General features: G+C 63.3%; 18 protein-coding genes and 1 pseudogene. 13 read left to right on the top strand and 6 right to left on the bottom strand.

The window, feature by feature from the left end:
* Positions 1-2: 2 nt before the first annotated feature.
* Positions 3-476: pseudogene (locus R5N89_RS09745) on the bottom strand (efflux RND transporter permease subunit); the annotation flags it as partial.
* Positions 477-588: 112 nt separating this feature from the next.
* Here R5N89_RS09745 and istA point away from each other — a divergent pair.
* Both istA and istB read left to right on the top strand, forming a co-directional pair.
* Positions 589-2,112, top strand: coding sequence for an IS21 family transposase (istA, locus tag R5N89_RS09740; protein WP_110570287.1), 1,524 nt, complete (start codon positions 589-591; stop codon positions 2,110-2,112).
* Entirely contained in the window at positions 2,102-2,881 is a 780-nt protein-coding gene (istB, locus tag R5N89_RS09735; protein WP_110570286.1) for an IS21-like element helper ATPase IstB, read from the top strand. Before istA ends, istB begins: the two co-directional genes overlap by 11 nt.
* 238 nt (positions 2,882-3,119) lie before the next feature.
* Here istB and R5N89_RS09730 read toward each other — a convergent pair whose 3' ends face one another.
* The 4 genes from R5N89_RS09730 to R5N89_RS09715 form a co-directional block, all read right to left on the bottom strand.
* Positions 3,120-3,803 carry a Fe2+-dependent dioxygenase gene (locus R5N89_RS09730; protein WP_110569157.1) on the bottom strand — a complete coding sequence of 228 codons (684 nt, stop codon included), beginning with the start codon at positions 3,801-3,803 and terminating at the stop codon, positions 3,120-3,122.
* A gap of 31 nt (positions 3,804-3,834) precedes the next feature.
* Positions 3,835-4,341 (bottom strand): hypothetical protein, encoded by a 507-nt coding sequence (locus R5N89_RS09725; protein WP_110569156.1) that lies wholly within the window; start codon positions 4,339-4,341, stop codon positions 3,835-3,837.
* Positions 4,338-5,021, bottom strand: a complete 684-nt coding sequence (locus R5N89_RS09720) for a tetratricopeptide repeat protein (RefSeq protein WP_110569155.1) — start codon at positions 5,019-5,021, stop codon at positions 4,338-4,340. Before R5N89_RS09720 ends, R5N89_RS09725 begins: the two co-directional genes overlap by 4 nt.
* Positions 5,022-5,098: 77 nt before the next feature.
* Positions 5,099-7,402, bottom strand: a complete 2,304-nt coding sequence (locus R5N89_RS09715; protein WP_208624686.1) for a TonB-dependent siderophore receptor — start codon at positions 7,400-7,402, stop codon at positions 5,099-5,101.
* A 463-nt stretch (positions 7,403-7,865) separates the two neighbouring features.
* Here R5N89_RS09715 and exbB point away from each other — a divergent pair, with 463 nt between their 5' ends.
* The 6 genes from exbB to msrQ all read left to right on the top strand — a co-directional run bounded on the left by exbB (position 7,866) and on the right by msrQ (position 11,966).
* On the top strand, positions 7,866-8,606 hold the full coding sequence (gene exbB / locus R5N89_RS09710; RefSeq protein ID WP_110569153.1) for a tonB-system energizer ExbB: 741 nt from the start codon (positions 7,866-7,868) through the stop codon (positions 8,604-8,606).
* A 17-nt stretch (positions 8,607-8,623) separates the two neighbouring features.
* A complete protein-coding gene (exbD, locus tag R5N89_RS09705; protein WP_110569175.1) occupies positions 8,624-9,058 on the top strand; it encodes a TonB system transport protein ExbD in 435 nt (144 codons plus the stop codon).
* A complete protein-coding gene (locus R5N89_RS09700) occupies positions 9,058-9,939 on the top strand; it encodes an energy transducer TonB (protein ID WP_110569152.1) in 882 nt (293 codons plus the stop codon). Before exbD ends, R5N89_RS09700 begins: the two co-directional genes overlap by 1 nt.
* A 212-nt stretch (positions 9,940-10,151) precedes the next feature.
* Entirely contained in the window at positions 10,152-10,274 is a 123-nt protein-coding gene (locus R5N89_RS09695) for a hypothetical protein (protein ID WP_265001317.1), read from the top strand.
* Between the two features lie 112 nt (positions 10,275-10,386).
* Positions 10,387-11,331 carry a protein-methionine-sulfoxide reductase catalytic subunit MsrP gene (gene msrP, locus R5N89_RS09690; protein WP_110569151.1) on the top strand — a complete coding sequence of 315 codons (945 nt, stop codon included), beginning with the start codon at positions 10,387-10,389 and terminating at the stop codon, positions 11,329-11,331.
* Positions 11,332-11,333: 2 nt separating this feature from the next.
* On the top strand, positions 11,334-11,966 hold the full coding sequence (msrQ, locus tag R5N89_RS09685; RefSeq protein ID WP_110569150.1) for a protein-methionine-sulfoxide reductase heme-binding subunit MsrQ: 633 nt from the start codon (positions 11,334-11,336) through the stop codon (positions 11,964-11,966).
* A gap of 36 nt (positions 11,967-12,002) precedes the next feature.
* Here msrQ and R5N89_RS09680 read toward each other — a convergent pair whose 3' ends face one another.
* Positions 12,003-12,962 carry a helix-turn-helix domain-containing protein gene (locus R5N89_RS09680; protein WP_110569149.1) on the bottom strand — a complete coding sequence of 320 codons (960 nt, stop codon included), beginning with the start codon at positions 12,960-12,962 and terminating at the stop codon, positions 12,003-12,005.
* Positions 12,963-13,176: 214 nt separating this feature from the next.
* Between R5N89_RS09680 and R5N89_RS09675 the strand changes: the two genes are divergently transcribed.
* The 5 genes from R5N89_RS09675 to R5N89_RS09655 all read left to right on the top strand — a co-directional run bounded on the left by R5N89_RS09675 (position 13,177) and on the right by R5N89_RS09655 (position 19,347).
* Positions 13,177-14,142, top strand: coding sequence for a thiamine pyrophosphate-dependent dehydrogenase E1 component subunit alpha (locus tag R5N89_RS09675; protein WP_110569148.1), 966 nt, complete (start codon positions 13,177-13,179; stop codon positions 14,140-14,142).
* Between the two features lie 30 nt (positions 14,143-14,172).
* Positions 14,173-15,201, top strand: coding sequence for an alpha-ketoacid dehydrogenase subunit beta (locus tag R5N89_RS09670; protein ID WP_110569147.1), 1,029 nt, complete (start codon positions 14,173-14,175; stop codon positions 15,199-15,201).
* 1 nt (position 15,202) lies between these two features.
* Positions 15,203-16,345: an acetoin dehydrogenase dihydrolipoyllysine-residue acetyltransferase subunit gene (locus tag R5N89_RS09665; RefSeq protein ID WP_110569146.1), complete on the top strand. Its 1,143-nt coding sequence runs from the start codon at positions 15,203-15,205 to the stop codon at positions 16,343-16,345.
* Positions 16,346-16,643: 298 nt separating this feature from the next.
* Entirely contained in the window at positions 16,644-18,113 is a 1,470-nt protein-coding gene (gene xylB / locus R5N89_RS09660; RefSeq protein WP_110569145.1) for a xylulokinase, read from the top strand.
* A gap of 97 nt (positions 18,114-18,210) precedes the next feature.
* Positions 18,211-19,347, top strand: a complete 1,137-nt coding sequence (locus tag R5N89_RS09655; protein WP_110569144.1) for an L-dopachrome tautomerase-related protein — start codon at positions 18,211-18,213, stop codon at positions 19,345-19,347.
* The last annotated feature ends 16 nt before the right edge of the window (positions 19,348-19,363 follow it).

Here is a 19,363-nt window from a genome sequence, read left to right as displayed (position 1 = left end):
AATTATGAGACCTTTCGCAATTTTAGGCGCTGCAGCCGGTCGGCACACACCGTCACCAGCAGATAGAGCGCCGGTGTGGTGAACATGGTCTGGGCCTGGCTGACCAGCAGGCCACCGATCAGCGCGATACCGAGCGGCTGGCGCAGTTCCATCCCGTAGCCCCCCATCAGCACCAGCGGCAGCGCCCCAAGGGCTGCGGCGAAAGTCGTCATGACAATGGGCCGCAGACGTAGCCGGCAGGCCTCACGAATGGCGTCCCGTGGCGTCATGCCGCGTTCGCACTCGGCATGGATGGCAAAGTCCACCAGCAGGATCGCATTCTTCAGCGAGATGCCGGTCAGCAGCAGCATGGCAATCACCGCCATGCCCGAGAACGGCAACCCGAACAGGTCGAGCGCCATGATGGCTCCGATCCCGGCCGAGGGAATGGTGGAAAGGATGGTCAGCGGGTGCCACACGCTTTCATAGAGCATGCCTGTTGATTTTCACTGAGAACTGACCCGGGTAGGGCGGAAATTTTCATCGAGATTTGACCCATGCCTTCACACTCCCCGGCAGCATCTGCTGGGGGTTTGAGGAGTGATTGACATGGAGCTTCTGAGTGTGATCCGTCGGTGGCACTGCCGGGATCATCTTCCGATCCGCGAGATCGAACGCCGGACGGGACTGTCACGCAATACGATCCGGAAATATCTCCGGGCACAGAGTATTGAACCACGGTTTCAGGTTCCCGAACGTCCCAGCCGACTGGACCCGTTTGCTGACAGGCTGAGGGGATGGCTGGTCCTGGAAGCCGCTCGCCCCCGCAAGAACCGGCGCACGGCGCGACGACTGCATGAAGACCTTGTGGCGCTGGGTTATGATGGGTCCTACGGACGGGTGGCCGCTTTCATCCGGCAGTGGAAACACGAACAGCGCCAGGCACGCCAGACAACGGGTCGGGGTGTTTTCGTGCCCCTGTGCTTCCAGCCCGGGGAAGCCTTCCAGTTCGACTGGGGCGAGGACTGGGCGGTGATTGCCGGGCATCGCGTCAAGCTGCAGGTTGCCCACACCAAACTGTCCTTCAGCCGGGCCTTCATACTCAGGGCCTATCCCCTGCAGACCCACGAGATGCTTTTCGATGCGCTTACCGAGGCCTTCCGCGTGCTCGGTGGCGTGCCGCGGCGGGGTATTTTTGACAACATGAAGACCGCCGTGGACCGGATTGGGTCGGGCAAGGCACGTCAGGTCAATCTGCGCTTCATGGCCCTGGCCAGCCATTATCTGTTCGAGGCGACCTTCTGCAATCCGGCAGCCGGATGGGAGAAAGGGCAGATCGAGAAGACCGTGCAGGATGCCCGGCGCCAGATCTGGCAGGATCTGCCTGCCTTTCCTGATCTGGGGGCGCTGAACGCCTGGCTGGAAGCCCGCTGCCTGGACTGTTGGGAACGGCTGCAGCATGCTGAATTGCCGCACAGCGTCTCCGAGGTCCATGCCAGCGAACGTCCCCACCTCATGATCCCGGGGCGGCCCTTTGACGGGTTTGTCGAACAGACCAAGCGCGTCTCACCAACCTGCCTGATCCAGTTCGAAGGCAATCGCTACAGCGTGCCGGCCTCCTTTGCCAATCGTCCGGTCAGCCTGCGGGTTTATCCCGACAGGCTACGCATTATCGCCGAAGGGCAGGTTCTGTGCGTGCATGACCGGATCATCACGCGTTCGCATGGTGTGCCAGGCCGCACGGTGTATGACTGGCGGCATTATCTGGCGGTCATCCAGCGCAAACCGGGCGCCCTGCGCAATGGCGCGCCGTTTACCGAATTGCCAGCCGCCTTCCGGACCCTGCAGGATCAACTGCTCAGGCGGCCTGGAGGCGACCGGGAAATGGCTGAAATCCTGGCCCTTGTGCTGCAGCATGATGAGCAGGCTGTCCTCTGCGCGGTTGAACTGGCACTTGAAGACGGCGTGGCGACCAAGACCCATGTTCTCAATACGCTTCATCGCCTGATCGATGCCAAGAGAACCGTGGTTCCCCGGCTTGATGCCCCACAGGCCCTGGTGCTCGCACACGAACCGTGCGCCGATACAGGGCGGTATGACATCCTGCGAAGGGACAGCCGCCATGCGTCATGATCCTGCTGCTGCTTCACTTGTCGTCATGCTCCGTGGATTGCGGATGTATGGCATGGCCCAGGCCACGGCCGACCTCATCGAGCAGGGCGCGCCCGCCTTCGAGGCGGCCATCCCCATCCTCTCGCAGCTCCTGAAGGCGGAACTGGCCGAACGCGAAGTCCGCTCCATCGCCTACCAGACAAAGACCGCCCGGTTCCCCGCCTACAAGGACCTGTCCGGGTTCTCCTTTGCCGATACGCAGGTCAACGAGCCCATGATCCGCCAGCTCCATGGCGGGGACTTCATCGAGCGTGCTGAAAATGTCGTGCTGATCGGTGGCCCGGGAACCGGGAAAACCCACCTGGCGACCGCGCTGGCCATCCAGGCGATCACCCATCACCGCAAGAAGGCGCGCTTCTGGTCAACGGTCGACCTGGTCAATGCGCTCGAACAGGAAAAGATCACCAACCGGGCCGGGCAGATTGCCGACAGGCTGCTCCGCCTGGATCTCGTGATCCTTGATGAACTCGGTTATCTCCCCTTCAGTGCATCAGGGGGCGCCCTGCTGTTCCATCTGCTCAGCCGCCTCTACGAGCGCACCAGTGTCATCATCACAACCAATCTCAGCTTCAGTGAATGGGGTGATGTCTTTGGTGACCCGAAGATGACGACGGCGCTCCTCGATCGGCTGACCCATCACTGTCATATCCTCGAGACAGGAAATGACAGCTACAGGTTCCGCGCCAGCACCGCCGCGTCAAAAAACAAAAAGGACAGATCCTCTTCTTGACCGCCCGCCTCACTATGCCTGAAATAGCATCTGGCTGGGTCAATTCCTGATGAAAAACCCGGGTCAGTTCTCAGTGAAAATCAACAATCACGCGCTACATTAACGATTTCTACAACCCGCAGAGGCTGCATTCTACACTCCAATGGAAAAGCCCTCTGGATCATGAGAGCAATGCCGCTTAACAGATAACCTACGGTCCGGAACCAAACCGTGACACGTCCACGTCAGGACGCTACGGCTACAGTTCCGCCCACTGGCGCAGCAGGTTGTGATAGGTGGCGGTCAGGCCCAGCACGGCAGGATGGTTGTCAGGCAGGGAGCGGCGGGTTTCAATGATGGACTGGTCGAACTGATGGAGCAGGGTGCGCTGCACGTCATTGCGCACCATGGATTGTGACCAGAAAAACGACGCCCAGCGGCTCCCGCGCGTAACGGGGCTGACGCTGTGCAGGCTTGTGGCGGGGTAGAGCACCATGTCGCCTGCGGGGAAGCGCACCTTCTGCGTGCCATAGGTGTCCTGTATCATCAGTTCGCCGCCGTCATATTCATCAAGTTCGCTCAAGAACAGCGTGGATGAAACATCGGTGCGCAGGCGGTGGCCCGTGCCGGGCAGGGGGCGGATGGCGTTGTCGATATGGGTGTGAAAGCACATGCCCGCATCATAGCGATTGAACAGGGGCGGGAACACGCGCAGCGGCAGGGCCGCGCTGTTGAAGGTGGCATTGCACCCCAGGCGTTGCAGCACCAGATCGGCCAGGTCACGCCCTTCCGGGCTGTCATGTGGAATCTGAAGGTTGAACTTGGCCTTGGCGGATTGCTCGCCCGCTGTAACGCGTCCGTCAACCCACTGTGAGCGGCCTAGCACCGCGCGGCAGTGGGCCACGTCATGGCGGCTCAGCACGCCGGGAATATGGATCAGCATAAGGAATTCCCCGTTGGCTGGATCATCGTGCTCAATGCCTGTGATCGTTATGATGCGGCAGCAGGCGCAGCAGGAGGTCGTTTGATTTCTGGCCGGAACTGGCCGCGATTTCATCCAGCGTCTCGCCAGTGGAATGGACCATGCAGCCTTCATGGCTCAGGCGTTCGGCCAGCGCGTCAGGCGCCATGTGCAGCACCGGGGCCAGTGTGTTCAGTGGCGCATGCGTCAGGAGGGGAAAAAGCTGGCGCGCCGGGTTGCCGCCCGCATGCCCCGTGGTCAGCATGAAGGCAATGGCCGCCACCAGCGACAGGCCGCAGGCCAGCAGCATGGAAGGCGTGCGGAAATAAAGCAGGAACTGTGGCCAGTTGCGCCACATATGCAGCACGAAAGGCAGCAGCAGCACCATGCTCAGCCAGACATGCATGGAGTGGAACATGCCCGGCATCCAGTGAAAGAACAGGGCCGTGCCGGAAATGGCCGAGACCAGGAACAGGCCGGTAATGAGTGGCGTGGCGTATTTTTTTATCATCGGTTTCATGTGTCATGCGATCGTGTCGGGGTTAAAAGCCTGTCGGGCAAACATCCGGCCTTCATCCGTTCTGTTGCCTCACGCGCCAGAGGGTGCAGCAAGGGGGCGGGCCGTGCCGCCAGAAGCGTGGCAATGGCTGTAAAGACATCCCCAAAGCCATGGTCCAGCGCCTTGCGCAGCCAGGGAATGGCCTGCGCTGTCTGGCCTGCTGCCAGATGCAGCCGCGCGAGGTTGACGCAGCCCCAGCAGTCGCCCGCCGCTGCGGCAGCATGAAAGAACATGGGTGCATTTGCAGGCGAGGCAGTAGGCACCATGCGCTGCTCCGCCATGATCCCGAGCATGTTCAAGGCCTTGGCGACTCCCGCCCGGGCGGCGGCTACATACAGGACATGGGCGCGATGCGGATCGGCCCGCACGCCCTGGCCTGCCAGATACAGGTCAGCCAGATTGAACAGCGCCCACCCATACCCGCTATCCGCCGCATGGGTGTAATAGAGGGCTGCGGTGGCCGGGTCGCGCGTGGTGCCCCAGCCGCGCTCATGCGCGCGGCCGAGCATGTTCACCGCGCGCGGGTCGTTGCTGCGCGCGGCGGCCTCGAACATGGTGAAGGCTTCATCCATCCGGCCCTGATCAAGGTGGATCTGCCCCAGCATGAGCTGCGTCTCCACCACGCCGGGCTGCTGGGGCATGGGGCGGCTACTGGGGGCGGCCTGTCCGCTTTCGTTCATTTCAGAACGGTATTGTTCTGTTCAATAATGCAGAAGTATCAAAATGATACGCCAATGCTGCCAAGGAAGTAACGCCCCGGCGAAGGCACCGCCCGCGACCCGGAGAACGAGGAGGCATAGTTGAGCCGGTTGGTGATGTTGTTGGCGTTGAACGAGACATGGTAGTGCCTGTAATCCCACGAAACCATGGCGTTGAGGTTGAAGGTATAGGGCATGCGGGCTGTATTGGTCGTGTCCGGCCCGGCCCAGTAGCCTGATGAATACTGTGCGCCACCGCCAATCTTGAGGTCACCCCACTGTGGGCGCAGCAGCAGGCGCGAGAGGTCATACGAACTCCACACCGACATGTTGTTGTGCGGCACCTGTGGCGCGGTTTTGCCGTTATCGCCGGTGTTGCTGTGGGTCACGTGCCCGTCCATGTAGGAATAGGAGGCAAAGACCTGCCAGTCGCGCGTGATCTTGCCGTTCGCGCTGAGTTCCACGCCACGGATGCGGCGACCGCTGCCGGAATCGGCAAAGCCGGTTTTCATGTCGCCATTCACGTCATAATAGCGCGAATTGTTCTCGCTGATCTGGAAGAAGGCGACCGTGGTGCCCAGCCGCTTGTGAAAGAAGTCTGACTTGTTGCCAAACTCGAACAGGTCGCTGCGCTGGGGCGAGAGGTTGATGCCCTTCTGCGCCACGTCGCCCACCTGCGGCTTGACCGTGACCAGCGAGGAAACATCGGTGCCCACGGGCTTGTACGAGCGCGCGAAGGTGAAGTAGAACGATGTGTCCTTCAGCGGCGAATACATGATGCTGCCCGAGGGGCTCCAGCGGTCGGATTTCTGCTCGGCGCGGCCGTCGTTTGCGCTTGACTGCTTGTAATACGTGCTGCTGAACGAATCCCACCGCGCCGTGCCGAACAGCGAAAGCTGTCGGGTCAGTTGCATGCGGTCGGCGAGGAACAGCCCCAGGTCACGTGCATTGGCATTGCCGTAGCCCGATGCGGGAAAGCTGAGCGACGTGCCCGGATAGGCATATTGCGGGTTGCGGATGGTCTGGTTTTTGTCGCGGTTGGTGAAACTGCCCGGCCAGCGTGAATCACTGGTGTAGTTGATGTCCACTCCCGCCTTGAGGTCATGATGGACAAAGCCGGTGTCAAAACGCGCGCGCCCCATGATGACATTCTGCACGCCCCAGCCCTGCTGCCGGTAAGCCACACCGCCGCCCGCGCCATAGGGCAGGGCGTAATTGCCACCCGACAGGATGGCGGCAGCGCACGCCCCCGAGCAGGCAGCGGGCGTGGTGGCGGTATAATCACGTTCGTACAGGCTCAGCCGCGTGTCATTGGTGAGCGTGAACCAGCGCGTGATGTTTGATCTGAGCGCGGAGGTGAGGGCGTGGATACTGGAGCGGTCAAAGTCGAAATTGCGGGTGTAGCTGGTGTTGCGCGCCACGCCATAATCGGTAATGGGGCGATAGATGCCGCCCACATTGAGCATGCTCACGCCGTAATCGGGCTTGCTGTTGGTGTTCAGCCACTGCCATGTCAGGTGCCATGATGTTTTGCTGCGCAGGCCTACGCCAAAATCGACTGCGGCGCCGTAGCGGTTCGATGTCACGTTGTCGCGGTCAACCACATCCTGTTTATTGAACATGCCATTGATGCGAATGGCCATGTCCTCATTGATCTGGTAGTTGATGTCGCCCACGCCACGAAAAAGCGGCCCGCTGCCAAAAGTCTGGTCATAGCTGTAGCTGTTGCCCGCATGGGCGTGCTTCTGGCTCTGGTTGATGACGCCGCCTACATTGCCCGCGCCGAAATACTCGCCCGACGGGCCTTTGATGACTTCAACGCTCTCGGTATTGAACGTATCGCGCGTATAGGTGCCAAAATCACGCAGGCCATCAGTATAGATATCCTGACGCGCCTGCAGCCCGCGAATGCGGAACTGGTCGCCATTCAGGCCGCCCGCGCCCTCGCCGGTGGAAAGGGTGATGCCCGGTACGTTGGCCAGCGCCTGGTCGAGCGTGAAGGCGCGCTGCTGCTTGATCAGTTCCTGTGGCACGACGGTAATGGTCTGCGGCGTATCGCGCACGCTGGTGGGCATGCGTGCGATATGCAGGCTCTCGCTGTTGGTGTTGCCTGCTTCAATGCCGGCATCTGCCGTGCGGGCCTGGCCGCCCACGCGCACGGCAGAGAGTTTGATGGTGCTGTCGGCTGTATCGGTCGGTTCGGGCGGGGCTTCGGCATGGGCTTCATCCGCCCCCGCGCCAAGGCCGACCGACATGCCCAGGGCCACGGCAACGCGAAGCCCGTGCCCTTGTGCTCTGGTGGGGGACAGTTCTGGCTGGCTCAATTCACCACTCCTGCTGCACCCTGAAGGCGGGTGCGTTGTCTGATTATTATGGCGGAAACAGGGTGTTGATAATTGCTCGCAACACATAACGCAAATGATTATCATTATTATAACAAAGAACAGAACTGGGTGTTGCTTGAGGGCAACGTAATATCATCAATAATAAATATGAAATAATATGTAATTATATAGTCATGCAAGCAGTGTGTGGCGTAAAGCAGCCTGTCTTATCAAAGGAGTACAGCAATGCTGGCTGCGGCGGGACGGGGCGCGGGCCACCACGCCAACATTTATGATATTGATTATCACTTGCATAAAATGCAGGAATTTGCCATCTGCTGGTGCGGCATGCCCATGCGGGCACAACTGCGCTGTTCGGGTGTGTCAGGAATGATCGCGTTGCCTGAACAGAAAATGCACATGCCGTTATTGTATCCATATAGTAAAAAGCCAGGATTCATTCATGCCGCCAGTCCTTCCTTCGCCCATGACGTTCTCTGCGTGGGAGATGTTCATGAATGCGGGTTCCGTGGTGCGCGGCGTCATGCTCGTGCTCGTGGCGTGCAGCCTCGTTACATGGACCATCCTGATTGCCAAAACCGTCGAACTCCTGCTGGCCCGCAGGCAGTTACATAATGCCGCCACCGTGCTGGAGGCATGCGCATCGGTGGCGGATGCAACTGATGGCGCGCCCCCATGCCGCATTGCTCGCACCCTGCTCGTGGCGGTGCAGGCCGAACGCAGCCATTCGCACGGTATCGCGGGTGATGCGGAGGGGGTGAAGGAACGCACAGTGCTCCATCTTGAACGGCTGGAGGCCGCCGAAGGGCGCCGGTTCATGCGCGGCACCGGCCTGCTGGCCACCATTGGCGCCACCGCTCCCTTTATCGGGCTGTTTGGCACGGTATGGGGCATCATGACCGCGTTTACCGGCATTGCGGCCAGCAGGGCCACGAGCCTTGCCGTGGTGGCTCCTGGCATTGCCGAGGCCCTGCTGGCAACCGCCCTCGGCCTTGTGGCCGCCATTCCGGCGGTGGTGATCTATAATCACATCATGCGCCAGTCGGCGGGGTGCCGGGCGCAGGTGGCCGACCTGACCGCGCTGGTCATGCGCCTTGTCTCGCGTGATCTGGGGCGTGCGGCGCAGGGCAGCATGGTGCAGCGCGGCTACGCCCTGCATGATGCCCGCGCGGCGGCGCAATAGGGGGGCAGGTGATGGCAATGCATCGTATCCGCCATGATGATGACAGTGTGCATGAAGCACATGAGATCAATGTCACGCCTTTTATTGACGTGATGCTGGTGCTGCTCGTGATTTTCATGGTCACGGCCCCGCTCACCACCGTCAATGTGCCCGTTGATCTGCCTTCCTCGACCGAAAAGCCCGTGCCGCGCCCTGATGCGCCGGTGTTCCTCACCATAAAGGCCGATCACGGGCTGGCGCTGGGCGAGGATGACGTGACAGCCGACAGCCTGCCCGCAGCCCTTGCCGGCGCAACGCAGGGCAACCATGACGGGCGTATTTTCCTGCGGGCGGATAAAACCGTGGATTACGCTACGCTGATGGGTGTGATGGACCGGCTTCGCACCGCGGGTTATCTGAAGGTTGCCCTGGTCAACCTGCACAATGCGGGTGAGGGGAGTGTGGCCCCCTGATGCCCGCCGTTTTTTTACCTCATGACGGCGCAGGTTCCTTTGCCCTATGGCACGCGGCCAGCCTGCGGCGGGCTGACCGGCGTGCCGGGCTGGTATGGGGCGCATCGCTGCTGGTGGTTCTGGGCGCGCTGGCGGGTGCTGCGTGGTGGGTGATGCGGCAGCCGCCCACGGTCATGCCCATGCCCGAGGCCCCGCCTGCGGCCATTGCCATTGATCTGGCACCCGAACCCGTAGCCACCCCTATGCCCCCCACCGATGCGCCGCCCGGCCCCATGCAGTCTCTCTCGCAGCCTGATCCCACGCCGCAGCCACCACCCGAGATCAGCGCGCCCCCTTCGCCCGCGCTCCACCCGCCCGTTGCCGTGCCACGGGCAGAAGACCGCAAGCCCCCGCCAAAGAAGAAACGGCCCACGCCCCCCGTCAGGGACGCGCCGCCTGACCGTAAGCCCCCCGCCGCGGCAACAACGGCACCGCCGAGCCTTGTCGCACCACCAGCCGCGATGCAGGCGGCACCCATGCCGGGGGCTGATCCGGCCCATGCCACCCATGCCGTGCCCACCTGGCAGGCCGCGCTGTTGGCACGGCTTGAACATTACAAACGCTACCCCGCCCAAGCGCAGGCCGGGCGGCAGGAAGGCGTTGCGGTGCTGCATTTCTCCATGGACCGGCAGGGCCATGTCCTTTCGGCCCGCATCGGGCATAGCGCAGGCCATGCGCTGCTGGATGAGGAAACGCTTGCCCTGCTCAGGCGGGCGGAACCCCTGCCGGTTCCCCCTGCCGAGGTCAAAGGCGATCCGGTCGTGCTGAGCGTGCCGGTGGAATTCCATCTGGATGAGGAGCAGCGCCAGGACCGGTCTTTTGCAGTTCATGGCGCAGGTTGAGGGAGGGCGGCCAGAACACCTCTCCATTCTTCATTGTCGGCCCCGGTTGGTGTGCTATGGCTCTTGGGCCACAAAACTCAAATATTCCATCAGGCGTGGCGCTGTCCGTGGCATGCAAAACCTGCGCGGTGGGGGAAGGGGAAGAGAAACTGGCTTACTGCGCCCTCTGTCAGGCACCGTTCGGGTGCGATCCGCATGGCGATTGCTGGTGCATGAAGCTGCCGCCGGTGCGCCCCGTGCCCACGCAGGCCGGGTCAGCCTGCCTGTGCCCGTCCTGCCTGGAAAAATGCGCAGGCGACCCGCCACGGCCCATGCCGCGCCCTGATCCTGACTGACTGAAGGCAACAGGCGGGTCGTGTCCTGCGGCCCGTCTTGTGCATGGCCGGGATACCGCGCAGGGTGCGATGCGTTTGACGTGTTGCAAACACCCAATGAGGAGAGGTCTGCATGGCCCGATGGTCCTATCCGCGTCTGTCATCAGGTGAGATTACGCCGCGCGAGGTCTGGCTGTCGCGGCGCAGGCTGCTGGCGGGGGCAACGCTGGGCATGGCGGTCGGCGCCGCGCCACGCGCCCTGGCCGAGCCCCTGCACACCCGGCCCGGCCCCTTTCAGGCGGCGGAAAAACCCACCCCGCTGCAAGACGTGACCCACTATAACAACTTCTATGAATTCGGGCTGGACAAGACTGATCCTTCAACCCGTTCCGGCCGGTTTCATGCGCGGCCGTGGACCGTGTCGGTCGAAGGGTTGGTGGCCCATCCGCGCGTGTGGGACATTGATGCGCTGATCGCCGCTATGCCGATCGAGGAGCGGCTTTACCGCATGCGCTGTGTCGAGGCGTGGTCGATGGTCATCCCGTGGGATGGCTTTCCGCTGGCCAGCCTGCTCGCTCTGGCCGAGCCGCTGGGCAGCGCGCGTTATGTCGCGTTTGAATCGGTCGTGCGCCCGGCCGAGATGCCGGGCCAGACGGGTGGGCTCGACAGCCTGGCCTGGCCGTATGTGGAGGGGTTACGGCTTGATGAAGCCATGCACCCGCTCACCCTGCTGGCCGTGGGCCTGTATGGCGAGACCCTGCCCAACCAGAACGGCGCGCCGGTCAGGCTGGTCGTGCCGTGGAAATATGGCTTCAAGGGCATCAAGTCCATTACCCGCATCAGACTGGTGGAAAGGATGCCACCCACGACATGGAACCAGATGAACCCCGCCGAGTATGGCTTCTTCGCCAACGTCAACCCCGACGTGGATCACCCGCGCTGGAGCCAGGCCTCGGAACGGGTGATCGGCGCGGGCGGATTTTTTGGCGGCGGGCGTAAGAAAACCCTCATGTTCAATGGCTATGGCGAGCAGGTGGCCGGGTTGTATGGCACCATGAACCTGCGCAGCTTTTACTGAGCATGCCGCGCCTGACCGGGGCGGGGCGCACCCGCACGCTGTTGCCATGGCGTGGTGAGAAAATGGCGCTGATGGCGGTGGGGCTGCTGCCTGCGGCGCTCTATTTCTGGTATGGCGCGCAGGACAGGCTGGGGCCGGACCCGGTCAATGTGTTCGAGCGGTGGCTGGGGCTGTGGGCGGTGCGCTTCCTGCTTGCGGCCCTGCTGGTCACGCCGCTGCGGGTCGTGAGCGGTATCAGCCTGCTGCGCTACCGTCGCGTGCTGGGGCTGCTGGCGTTCTGGTATGCGCTGATGCATGTGAGTGTTTACGTGGCGCTCGACCAGCAGGGCAATCTGGCTGTGCTGTGGCATGACATCACGCGCAGGCCCTTCCTCATGCTCGGGTTTGCGGCCTTCATGCTGCTGCTGCCCCTCGCGCTCACATCAAATGACTGGTCCATCCGCAGGCTGGGGCGGCGCTGGGGCCGGTTGCACCGGCTGGTTTATGGCGTTGCGGTGCTGGTTGCGGTGCATTTTCTACTGGCGTTCAAGACCTATAACGCCACCAGCGTCAGCTACGCGGCGGCCTTGATGGCCATGGTGCTGTGGCGCGCTGTCTCCCTGGCCCGGACCCGCATGGGGCGTGCAAGGGCATAAGGCGCGGGATGGTCGCTTGTGCGGGGTAGGGAAATGTCAGGGCCGCATGGTCGCCTGCGTGTCGGCTAAGGCACGCAGTTTACGGTGCAGGGTCGAGCGGCTTATGCCCAGCATCCTTGCCGCCACCGCCACCTTGCCGCCCGCGCTGGCCAGGGCCGTGCGGATGGCCATGGCCTGGGCCTCGCGCAACGGGGCGCGCGGGGCGGTCTCCTCCATCAGGCACAGGCTGACATCGCTGGCAGGCGGCAGGCCCAACTGCGCGCGCGCGGCATGGGTGGCACCCACTACGTGGCGCTCGCGGTTGAGCGCCATCATGGGCACGGAAGCCGATGCCTCCTGTGCTGCGCCAAGCAGCATGATGGTATGGCCACGATACAGATCCATGAAGAAAGCCTGCTCGATTTGGCGCGCGGCCTGCAGAAGGTTTGATGCGATGAGCGCGCCAAGGCTGCCATCGGGCGAGGGGCGGTAGGAACTGGCATTGAGCGCGCCCGCCATGCGGCCCGTCGCGTCATAGACCGGCGTTGCAATGCCGGTCAGCCCATGCAGGAAACTGCGCCAGTGTTCATTGCGGTGCACGCTTATGCTGCGTTGTTCGGCAAGGCAGGTACCAATGCCGTTGGTGCCCGCATGGCGCTCGTGCCACACGGCGCCGGGCCACAGGTTCCACCGGCGGCAGCCGCGCTGCAAGGCCCCCGCCACGTTATGCGCCAGTACCACGCCCGCGGTATCGGCTAGCAGGGCGGTGTAGCCCACGGGTTCAAGCGCATGGTGCAGGCGCGTCATTTCCGGCCCCGCAAAATACAGCATGCGGCCCGCGTGCTGGCAGGCATGGCGCAGTTCCGTGCCCGACAGCACATCGGGCAGCGCGGGCGTGCTGGGGTCAAGCGCGTAGTCGTGCTGGCAGCGCCGCCATGAGGCCTCAAGCCCTGTTCCGATAACGGAGGGGGCAGGCCGTGCAGGAAAGGCAGGCGGGAAACCGGAACCGTGCGGCATGCTGTCTCTTTGCAAGATTGGGAGGAGTGGCGGCTAAACACGCGGCCACATGGCGCGGTTTCGCGACACTTCGTACCGCCGCCGTCACATGGGCGTGAAGCACCGGGGCGGCGTGCTTGCGCCCACGGGGGGCTTGCGTGTGTGCTGCCCACAGCCCGGTTGCATGCCGCGTGGCATGCGTGACGGGACCAGGGAAGAAACAGGGAAAAGACCCATGCAAATAGCGCGTGAAACGCTGCTGCGCTCGTATCGGGCAATGCGCACCATCCGGATGTTTGAAGAGCGTCTGCATGTCGAATTTGCAACCGGCGAGATACCAGGCTTCGTGCATCTGTATTGCGGCGAGGAAGCCTCCGCCGTGGGCGTGTGCGCCAACCTGACCGATAATGACACCATCGCCAGCACCCATCGCGGCCACGGCCACTGCATTGCCAAGGGCGTTGAAGTGGCGGGCATGATGGCCGAGATCTATGGCCGCAGCACCGGCGTGTGCCGGGGCAAGGGCGGCTCGATGCACATAGCCGATCTTGCCTGCGGCATGCTGGGGGCCAATGGCATCGTGGGTGGTGGTCCGCCACTGATCTGTGGGGCCGCGCTCTCGCACAAGACCCTGCGCGATGGGGGCGTGGCAGTGGCGTTCTATGGCGATGGCGCCTCGAATGAAGGCACCACGCTTGAAAGCCTCAACCTCGCCTCCGTCTGGCAGCTCCCCGCCGTGTTCGTGGTGGAAGACAATGGTTATGGCGAGGCCACCGGGGCCTCCTTTGCCTGTGCTGGCACCCAGAAGGCGCGGGCTGCGGGTTTTGGCATGCCGTATATCGAATGCGATGGCTCGGACTACTTCGCGGTGCATGAGGCTGCGGGCGAGGCCATTGCCCATGCGCGCGCGGGCAAGGGGCCGATCATGCTGCATGTGCACCTGCAGCGCTGGTATGGCCATTTTGAAGGCGATGCCATGACCTATCGCGCCCCGGGCGAAGTGGCCGAGGCCAAGCGCGACCATGACTGCCTCAAGCTGTTCCGCGAGCGCGTGACGCAGGCGGGCCTGTTCGAGGACAGCGTGCTTGATGAGGTCGATGCCGCCGTAACCGACGAGATCGAGGCCGCCGTGCTGCAGGCCAAGGATGACCCGCTACCCCAGTCCGCCGACCTGCTGGCCGATGTGTATGTGCGCTACTGACCCGGCCCCCCAACGCGAAGGAGACAAGCAATGAGCAAGAAAAGCTTCCGCCAGGCGATCAACGAGGCCCTGCGCCAGGAAATGCGCCGCGACCCCACCGTCATCCTGATGGGCGAGGACGTGGCGGGTGGCCGTGGTGGCTCGGCTAATACGCAGGATGCCTGGGGCGGCGTGCTGGGCGTGACCAAGGGACTGTACGAGGAGTTTGGCGAGACCCGCGTGCTCGACACCCCCATTACCGAGGCCTCCTATATCGGCGCTGCGGCAGGCGCAGCCGTGACCGGCCTGCGCCCGGTGGCGGAACTGATGTTTGTCGATTTCGTGGGGTGCTGCCTTGACCAGATCATGAACCAGGCGGCCAAGTTCCGCTACATGTTTGGCGGCAAGGCGCGCACGCCGCTGGTCATCCGGGCCATGTACGGCGCGGGCTTCAATGCCGCGGCCCAGCACAGCCAGGCGCTGTATCCGCTGTTCACCCACATTCCGGGGCTGAAGGTGGTCATTCCGTCCTCGCCCTACGAGGCCAAGGGCCTGCTCATTTCAGCCATACGCGATGATGATCCGGTCATCTTCCTTGAAAACAAGGTGATGTATGACGTGGAGGAAGAGGTGCCCGATGAGTCCTACGCCATCCCCTTTGGCGAGGCCAACCTGACGCGCGAAGGCGATGACGTGACCATCGTGGCCTTTGGCCGCATGGTGGGCATGGCTAACGAGGCTGCCGACAGGCTGGCCAAAAAGGGCATAGGCTGCACGGTCATCGACCCGCGCACCACATCGCCGCTGGATAGCGAAACCATACTGGAATGCGTGGCCGACACCGGCAGGCTGGTCATTGTTGATGAATCAAGCCCGCGCTGCAACATGGCCACCGATATTGCAGCCCTGGTGGCGGAGGAGGCGTTTGATACCCTGCGCGCGCCCATCCGCCGCGTGGTGCCCCCGCACACGCCGGTGCCCTTCGCCACCGTGCTGGAAACGCTGTACCTGCCCAGCGTTGAAAAGATCGAGGCTGCGGTCACCGCTACCATGAACTACCGCGTAACGGAGAAAGTGTGACATGACCCCCGACATCACCCCCATCACCATGCCCAAATTCGGTCTTGCCATGACGGAGGGCAAGATTGCGGGCTGGCTGGTCGAGCCCGGCACCGAGGTCACGACGGGTGAGGAACTCGTTGATATCGAGACCAGCAAGATCACCAATACCTTTGAAAGCCCGGTGGCCGGCCTGCTGCGCCGCCATGTGGCGGCCAATGGCGAGATGCTGCCCGTGGGCGCATTGATCGGCATCATGGCGGATGCGGCGGTGGCTGATGCGGACATCGATGCGTTCATCACCCGCTTTCAGGCTGATTTTGCAGCCGCCTCCGATGCATCTGAAGGGGCGGAGGCCGCCGATGAGCCGGTGATGATGCAGGTGGGCGCGCACAGCCTGCGCGTGCATGACCGGGGGGCGGGCGAGGGGACGCCGCTTGTGCTCATTCACGGTTTTGGCGGCGACCTCAAGAACTGGATGCTCAATCACGCAGCCCTTGCGCACGGGCGGCGCGTCATTGCGTTCGACCTGCCGGGGCATGGCGGCTCGTCAAAGGATGTGGGTCCGGGCACGCTGGCGTTCTTTGCCGATGTTACGGCGCAACTGCTGGCGCATCTTGATCTTTCGCGCGTGCATGTGATGGGCCATTCGCTGGGTGGCGGCATTGCGCTGACACTGGCGCAGACCCAGCCCGCGAAGGTAGCGTCGCTCACCCTTATCGCGCCCGCCGGACTGGGGCCGCAGATCAACATGGACTTCATCAACGGCTTTATCGAGGCCGACCGGGTGCGTGGCGTGCAGGACGTGCTGAAATACCTCGTGCATGACAAGGCGCTGATCGGGCGGCGCATGGCCGATGACGTGCTGCGCTACAAGCGCCTCGACGGGGCGGAAGCCGCCCTGCGCAAGGTGGCGGAAGCGTGTTTTCCGGGTGGAAAGCAGGGCGATGACCTGCGCCCCGTGCTGGCGGGCGCGGATGTGCCGGTGACCCTGATCTGGGGGCAGACGGATGAAATCCTGCCAGTCGCGCAGGCCGATGGCCTGCCGGCCAGCGTGACCCGCCACATCCTGCCCGCCATCGGGCACATGCCGCAGCTTGAAAGTGCCACTGCCGTCAATGACGTTGTGGAAGCTTTCATCGGGCATGAAGTGGCGACTGCGTAAAGTCCGTATTGCAATCACAGTGCCGCCTTTTTAGGGAAAAAGGCGGCACCCCAAAAAACTTTTATTTTATCCACGAACTATTTCTGAAAAAGTTTTTGGTGAAGCCTTTTTCAAAAAGCGTCGTCAACCGTCGGGCGGGCAACTTTAATTTCCCGTGCCAGTCCGCATTCCGGTCACCATAAGGTGTCCGGCCGGTGCTTGCCACCAGGCGGATGGTATGTCTTGAGTAAAGTCCTGAACAAGCAGAAAACAGCAATGCCGCGACTGCAATGCCAGTTGTGGCACGGGAATAACAATAATGTTTGTCGGACTGGATCTGGGTACATCATCCCTCAAGGCCGTGCTGGTCGATGACCGGCAGCAGGTCGTTGCAAGCCATGCCCACCCCCTGCGCGTGACATCTCCCCAGCCGGGCTGGAGCGAACAGGCCCCGCAGGACTGGTGGGAGGCGCTTGTGCTCACCATGGATGCACTGGCGGCGGCGAACCCGCGCGAAATGGCGCAGGTCGTGGGCATTGGCCTGTCGGGCCAGCAGCACGGCGCCGTGCTGCTTGGCGCTGATGGGGGCGTGCTGCGGCCATGCATTTTGTGGAATGACCTGCGCAGCGTTGCGCAATGCGCTGAATTCGAGCGTCGCTTTCCCGATAGCCGGCAGGTGTGTGGCAATATCGCCATGCCCGGCTTTACCGCGCCCAAGCTGATCTGGGTGGCGGAACATGAGCCGGAGGTGTTTGCCGCCACCCGCCATGTTCTGCTGCCCAAGGCCTGGCTGCGCTACCGCATGACCGGCGAGATGATTGATGACATGTCGGATGCCGCAGGTTCGCTGTGGCTCGATGTTGGCGGGCGGCGCTGGTCGGATGCGGCGCTGGCGGCCACCGGGCTTGGGCGTGAGGCCATGCCCGCAGTGGTGGAGGGCACCGCACGGGCGGGCCTGCTCCATGCCGATCTGGCCCGGCGGTGGGGCATGAAGGACCGCCCCGTGCTGGCGGGTGGGGCCGGTGACAATGCCGCCGGTGCCGTGGGGCTGGGGGCGGTGCAGGCGGGGTCATCCTTCCTGTCGCTGGGCACATCGGGCGTGCTGTGGGTTACGACCGACCGTTTTCGCCCGCATCCGCAGGGCGGTATCCATGCGTTCTGTCATGCCGTGCCTGATACGTGGCACCAGATGGGGGTCACGCTCTCGGCTGCGTCCTCGCTGGCGTGGTGGGCGCGTGCTACGGGCATGACGGAAAGCGCCCTGCTGGCCGAACTGCCGCCCGAAATCACGCAGCCTTCGCCCGTCATGTTCCTGCCCTACCTGTCAGGTGAGCGCACGCCGCATAATGATGGGCAGATCCGTGGTGGTTTTGCCGGGCTGTCGGATGCCACCACGCGGGCGGACATGACGCAGGCGGTGCTTGAAGGCGTTGCCTTCTCGTTTCGCGATGTGGTCGATGCGCTGGCCGATGCCGGGTCTGTCCTGACCGGAGCGGACGTGATTGGCGGTGGCTCGCACAGCCGCCTGTGGGTCTCGATCATTGCCAATGTCACGGGGCTGTCGCTGCACCGCTTGGCGCATGGGGCGCAGGGCGGGGCCTTTGGCGCGGCGCGTCTTGCACGGATCGCGGTAACGGCGGAGGCGGTGGGCGCGGTGTGCCAGCCGCAACCGCGTGAGGAGACGCTCATGCCCGATGCGGACATGAGCGCAGCCTATGCCGCCCCGCTTGCCCGTTATCGCGCGCTCTATCCCGCCCTGCGCGGGGCGATGGCCGCTCTCCCGGCCTGAGGGCACGGGCGGGTCAGGGTGTGGAAAAATACGGTTATGGCCCTATGACGATCATGTTACGCATGTCGGGCAAGAATAAGGAAATGGATATAGTTTGATGAAAACACGCCTGTTCTCCCGTCTTTTCCATCATTATGCCTGTGGGGCGGCGCTGCTGGCCCTGCTCGCGCCCGTTGGCGCCCATGCCAAAGACAGCGTGGACCATGGCGCAGCACCCAGCGGCAATGTCACCGTGGTGGCCCGGTTTGCCGACATGCAGCCCTCTGGCATCGCGGCCCTGCCCGATGGGCGGCTGGTCATCGCTTTCCCCCGCAGTGCTGCTGACCACAAGGGGCCGCGCCTTGGCCAGCTGGTCAAGGGCAAGGCCATTCCTTTCCCCGATGAGGCGACGCAGGCGCGTTTCATTTCTCCTCTCGGCATGACGGTGGATACAGCGGGCCACCTGTGGATCGTGGATGAAGGCACCGTGGCCGGGCAGGCAGCGCCCGCCACCCCGGCGCTGATCGGGCTGGACCCCAAGAGTGGCCAGATCATCGCCACCATTGCGCTCGGCCCCGATACGGGCGCCACGCGCACGGACAGCCACGTCAATGACGTGCGCGTTGACCTGACGCATGGCGAGAAGGGCACGGCCTTCATCAGCGATACCTCGCAGATGGATCACCCGGCCATCATCGTGGTCGATATCGCCACCGGTCATGCCCGCCGCGTGCTTGAAAACGCGCCTTCCGTCAGTGCCGAGCAGGGCTTCGCCATGGAACTCGATGGCAAAATGCTGCGTTATGACATGGCGCATCCGGCCATGGGGCAGGGCGGCATTGACGGCGTGACGCTGAGCGCTGATTCCAGCACGCTGTACTGGCAGCCCCTGTCCAGCCGCAGGCTGTACAGCGCGCCAACCGCGCTGCTGGCCAACCCCGCCACCAAGCCCGCGCAGCTTGAACATGCCGTGCGTGATGAAGGAGAGGACGCCGTGGTGGACGGCATGGCCACAGGGCCGGACAATTCCCTTTACCTGACCGATATCGAACGCCACGCCGTGCTGCGCCGCCTGCCTGATGGGCAGCTTTCGGTCGTGGCCCATGACCCGCGCCTGATCGCGCCCGATGGCCTGACCATCAAGGATAACGCGCTGTGGCTGACCGTGGGCCAGTGGGGGCGGCTGCCCGTGTTCCATGATGGGCACGACATGGAAGAACGCCCCTGGCTGGTGGTGAAGATACCGCTGCAATAACCCCGGGCGCCCGCCG

This window comes from Komagataeibacter sucrofermentans DSM 15973, assembly GCF_040581405.1.
GTDB lineage: Bacteria > Pseudomonadota > Alphaproteobacteria > Acetobacterales > Acetobacteraceae > Komagataeibacter > Komagataeibacter sucrofermentans.
This window is presented reverse-complemented; position numbering and strand designations above follow the sequence as displayed.

What these genes read in the sequence shown, in the direction of transcription:
- R5N89_RS09695 (WP_265001317.1), top strand. Translation starts at nt 10,152, where the DNA reads ATGAAGCTGCCGCCGGTGCGCCCCGTGCCCACGCAGGCCGGGTCAGCC.
- msrQ (WP_110569150.1), top strand. Translation starts at nt 11,334, where the DNA reads ATGCCGCGCCTGACCGGGGCGGGGCGCACCCGCACGCTGTTGCCATGG.
- msrP (WP_110569151.1), top strand. Translation starts at nt 10,387, where the DNA reads ATGGCCCGATGGTCCTATCCGCGTCTGTCATCAGGTGAGATTACGCCG.
- R5N89_RS09720 (WP_110569155.1), bottom strand. Translation starts at nt 5,021, where the DNA reads ATGCCCCAGCAGCCCGGCGTGGTGGAGACGCAGCTCATGCTGGGGCAG.
- R5N89_RS09675 (WP_110569148.1), top strand. Translation starts at nt 13,177, where the DNA reads ATGCAAATAGCGCGTGAAACGCTGCTGCGCTCGTATCGGGCAATGCGC.
- R5N89_RS09700 (WP_110569152.1), top strand. Translation starts at nt 9,058, where the DNA reads ATGCCCGCCGTTTTTTTACCTCATGACGGCGCAGGTTCCTTTGCCCTA.
- R5N89_RS09665 (WP_110569146.1), top strand. Translation starts at nt 15,203, where the DNA reads ATGACCCCCGACATCACCCCCATCACCATGCCCAAATTCGGTCTTGCC.
- R5N89_RS09730 (WP_110569157.1), bottom strand. Translation starts at nt 3,803, where the DNA reads ATGCTGATCCATATTCCCGGCGTGCTGAGCCGCCATGACGTGGCCCAC.
- exbB (WP_110569153.1), top strand. Translation starts at nt 7,866, where the DNA reads ATGCCGCCAGTCCTTCCTTCGCCCATGACGTTCTCTGCGTGGGAGATG.
- istA (WP_110570287.1), top strand. Translation starts at nt 589, where the DNA reads ATGGAGCTTCTGAGTGTGATCCGTCGGTGGCACTGCCGGGATCATCTT.
- R5N89_RS09655 (WP_110569144.1), top strand. Translation starts at nt 18,211, where the DNA reads ATGAAAACACGCCTGTTCTCCCGTCTTTTCCATCATTATGCCTGTGGG.
- xylB (WP_110569145.1), top strand. Translation starts at nt 16,644, where the DNA reads ATGTTTGTCGGACTGGATCTGGGTACATCATCCCTCAAGGCCGTGCTG.
- istB (WP_110570286.1), top strand. Translation starts at nt 2,102, where the DNA reads ATGCGTCATGATCCTGCTGCTGCTTCACTTGTCGTCATGCTCCGTGGA.
- R5N89_RS09725 (WP_110569156.1), bottom strand. Translation starts at nt 4,341, where the DNA reads ATGAAACCGATGATAAAAAAATACGCCACGCCACTCATTACCGGCCTG.
- R5N89_RS09670 (WP_110569147.1), top strand. Translation starts at nt 14,173, where the DNA reads ATGAGCAAGAAAAGCTTCCGCCAGGCGATCAACGAGGCCCTGCGCCAG.
- exbD (WP_110569175.1), top strand. Translation starts at nt 8,624, where the DNA reads ATGCATCGTATCCGCCATGATGATGACAGTGTGCATGAAGCACATGAG.
- R5N89_RS09680 (WP_110569149.1), bottom strand. Translation starts at nt 12,962, where the DNA reads ATGCCGCACGGTTCCGGTTTCCCGCCTGCCTTTCCTGCACGGCCTGCC.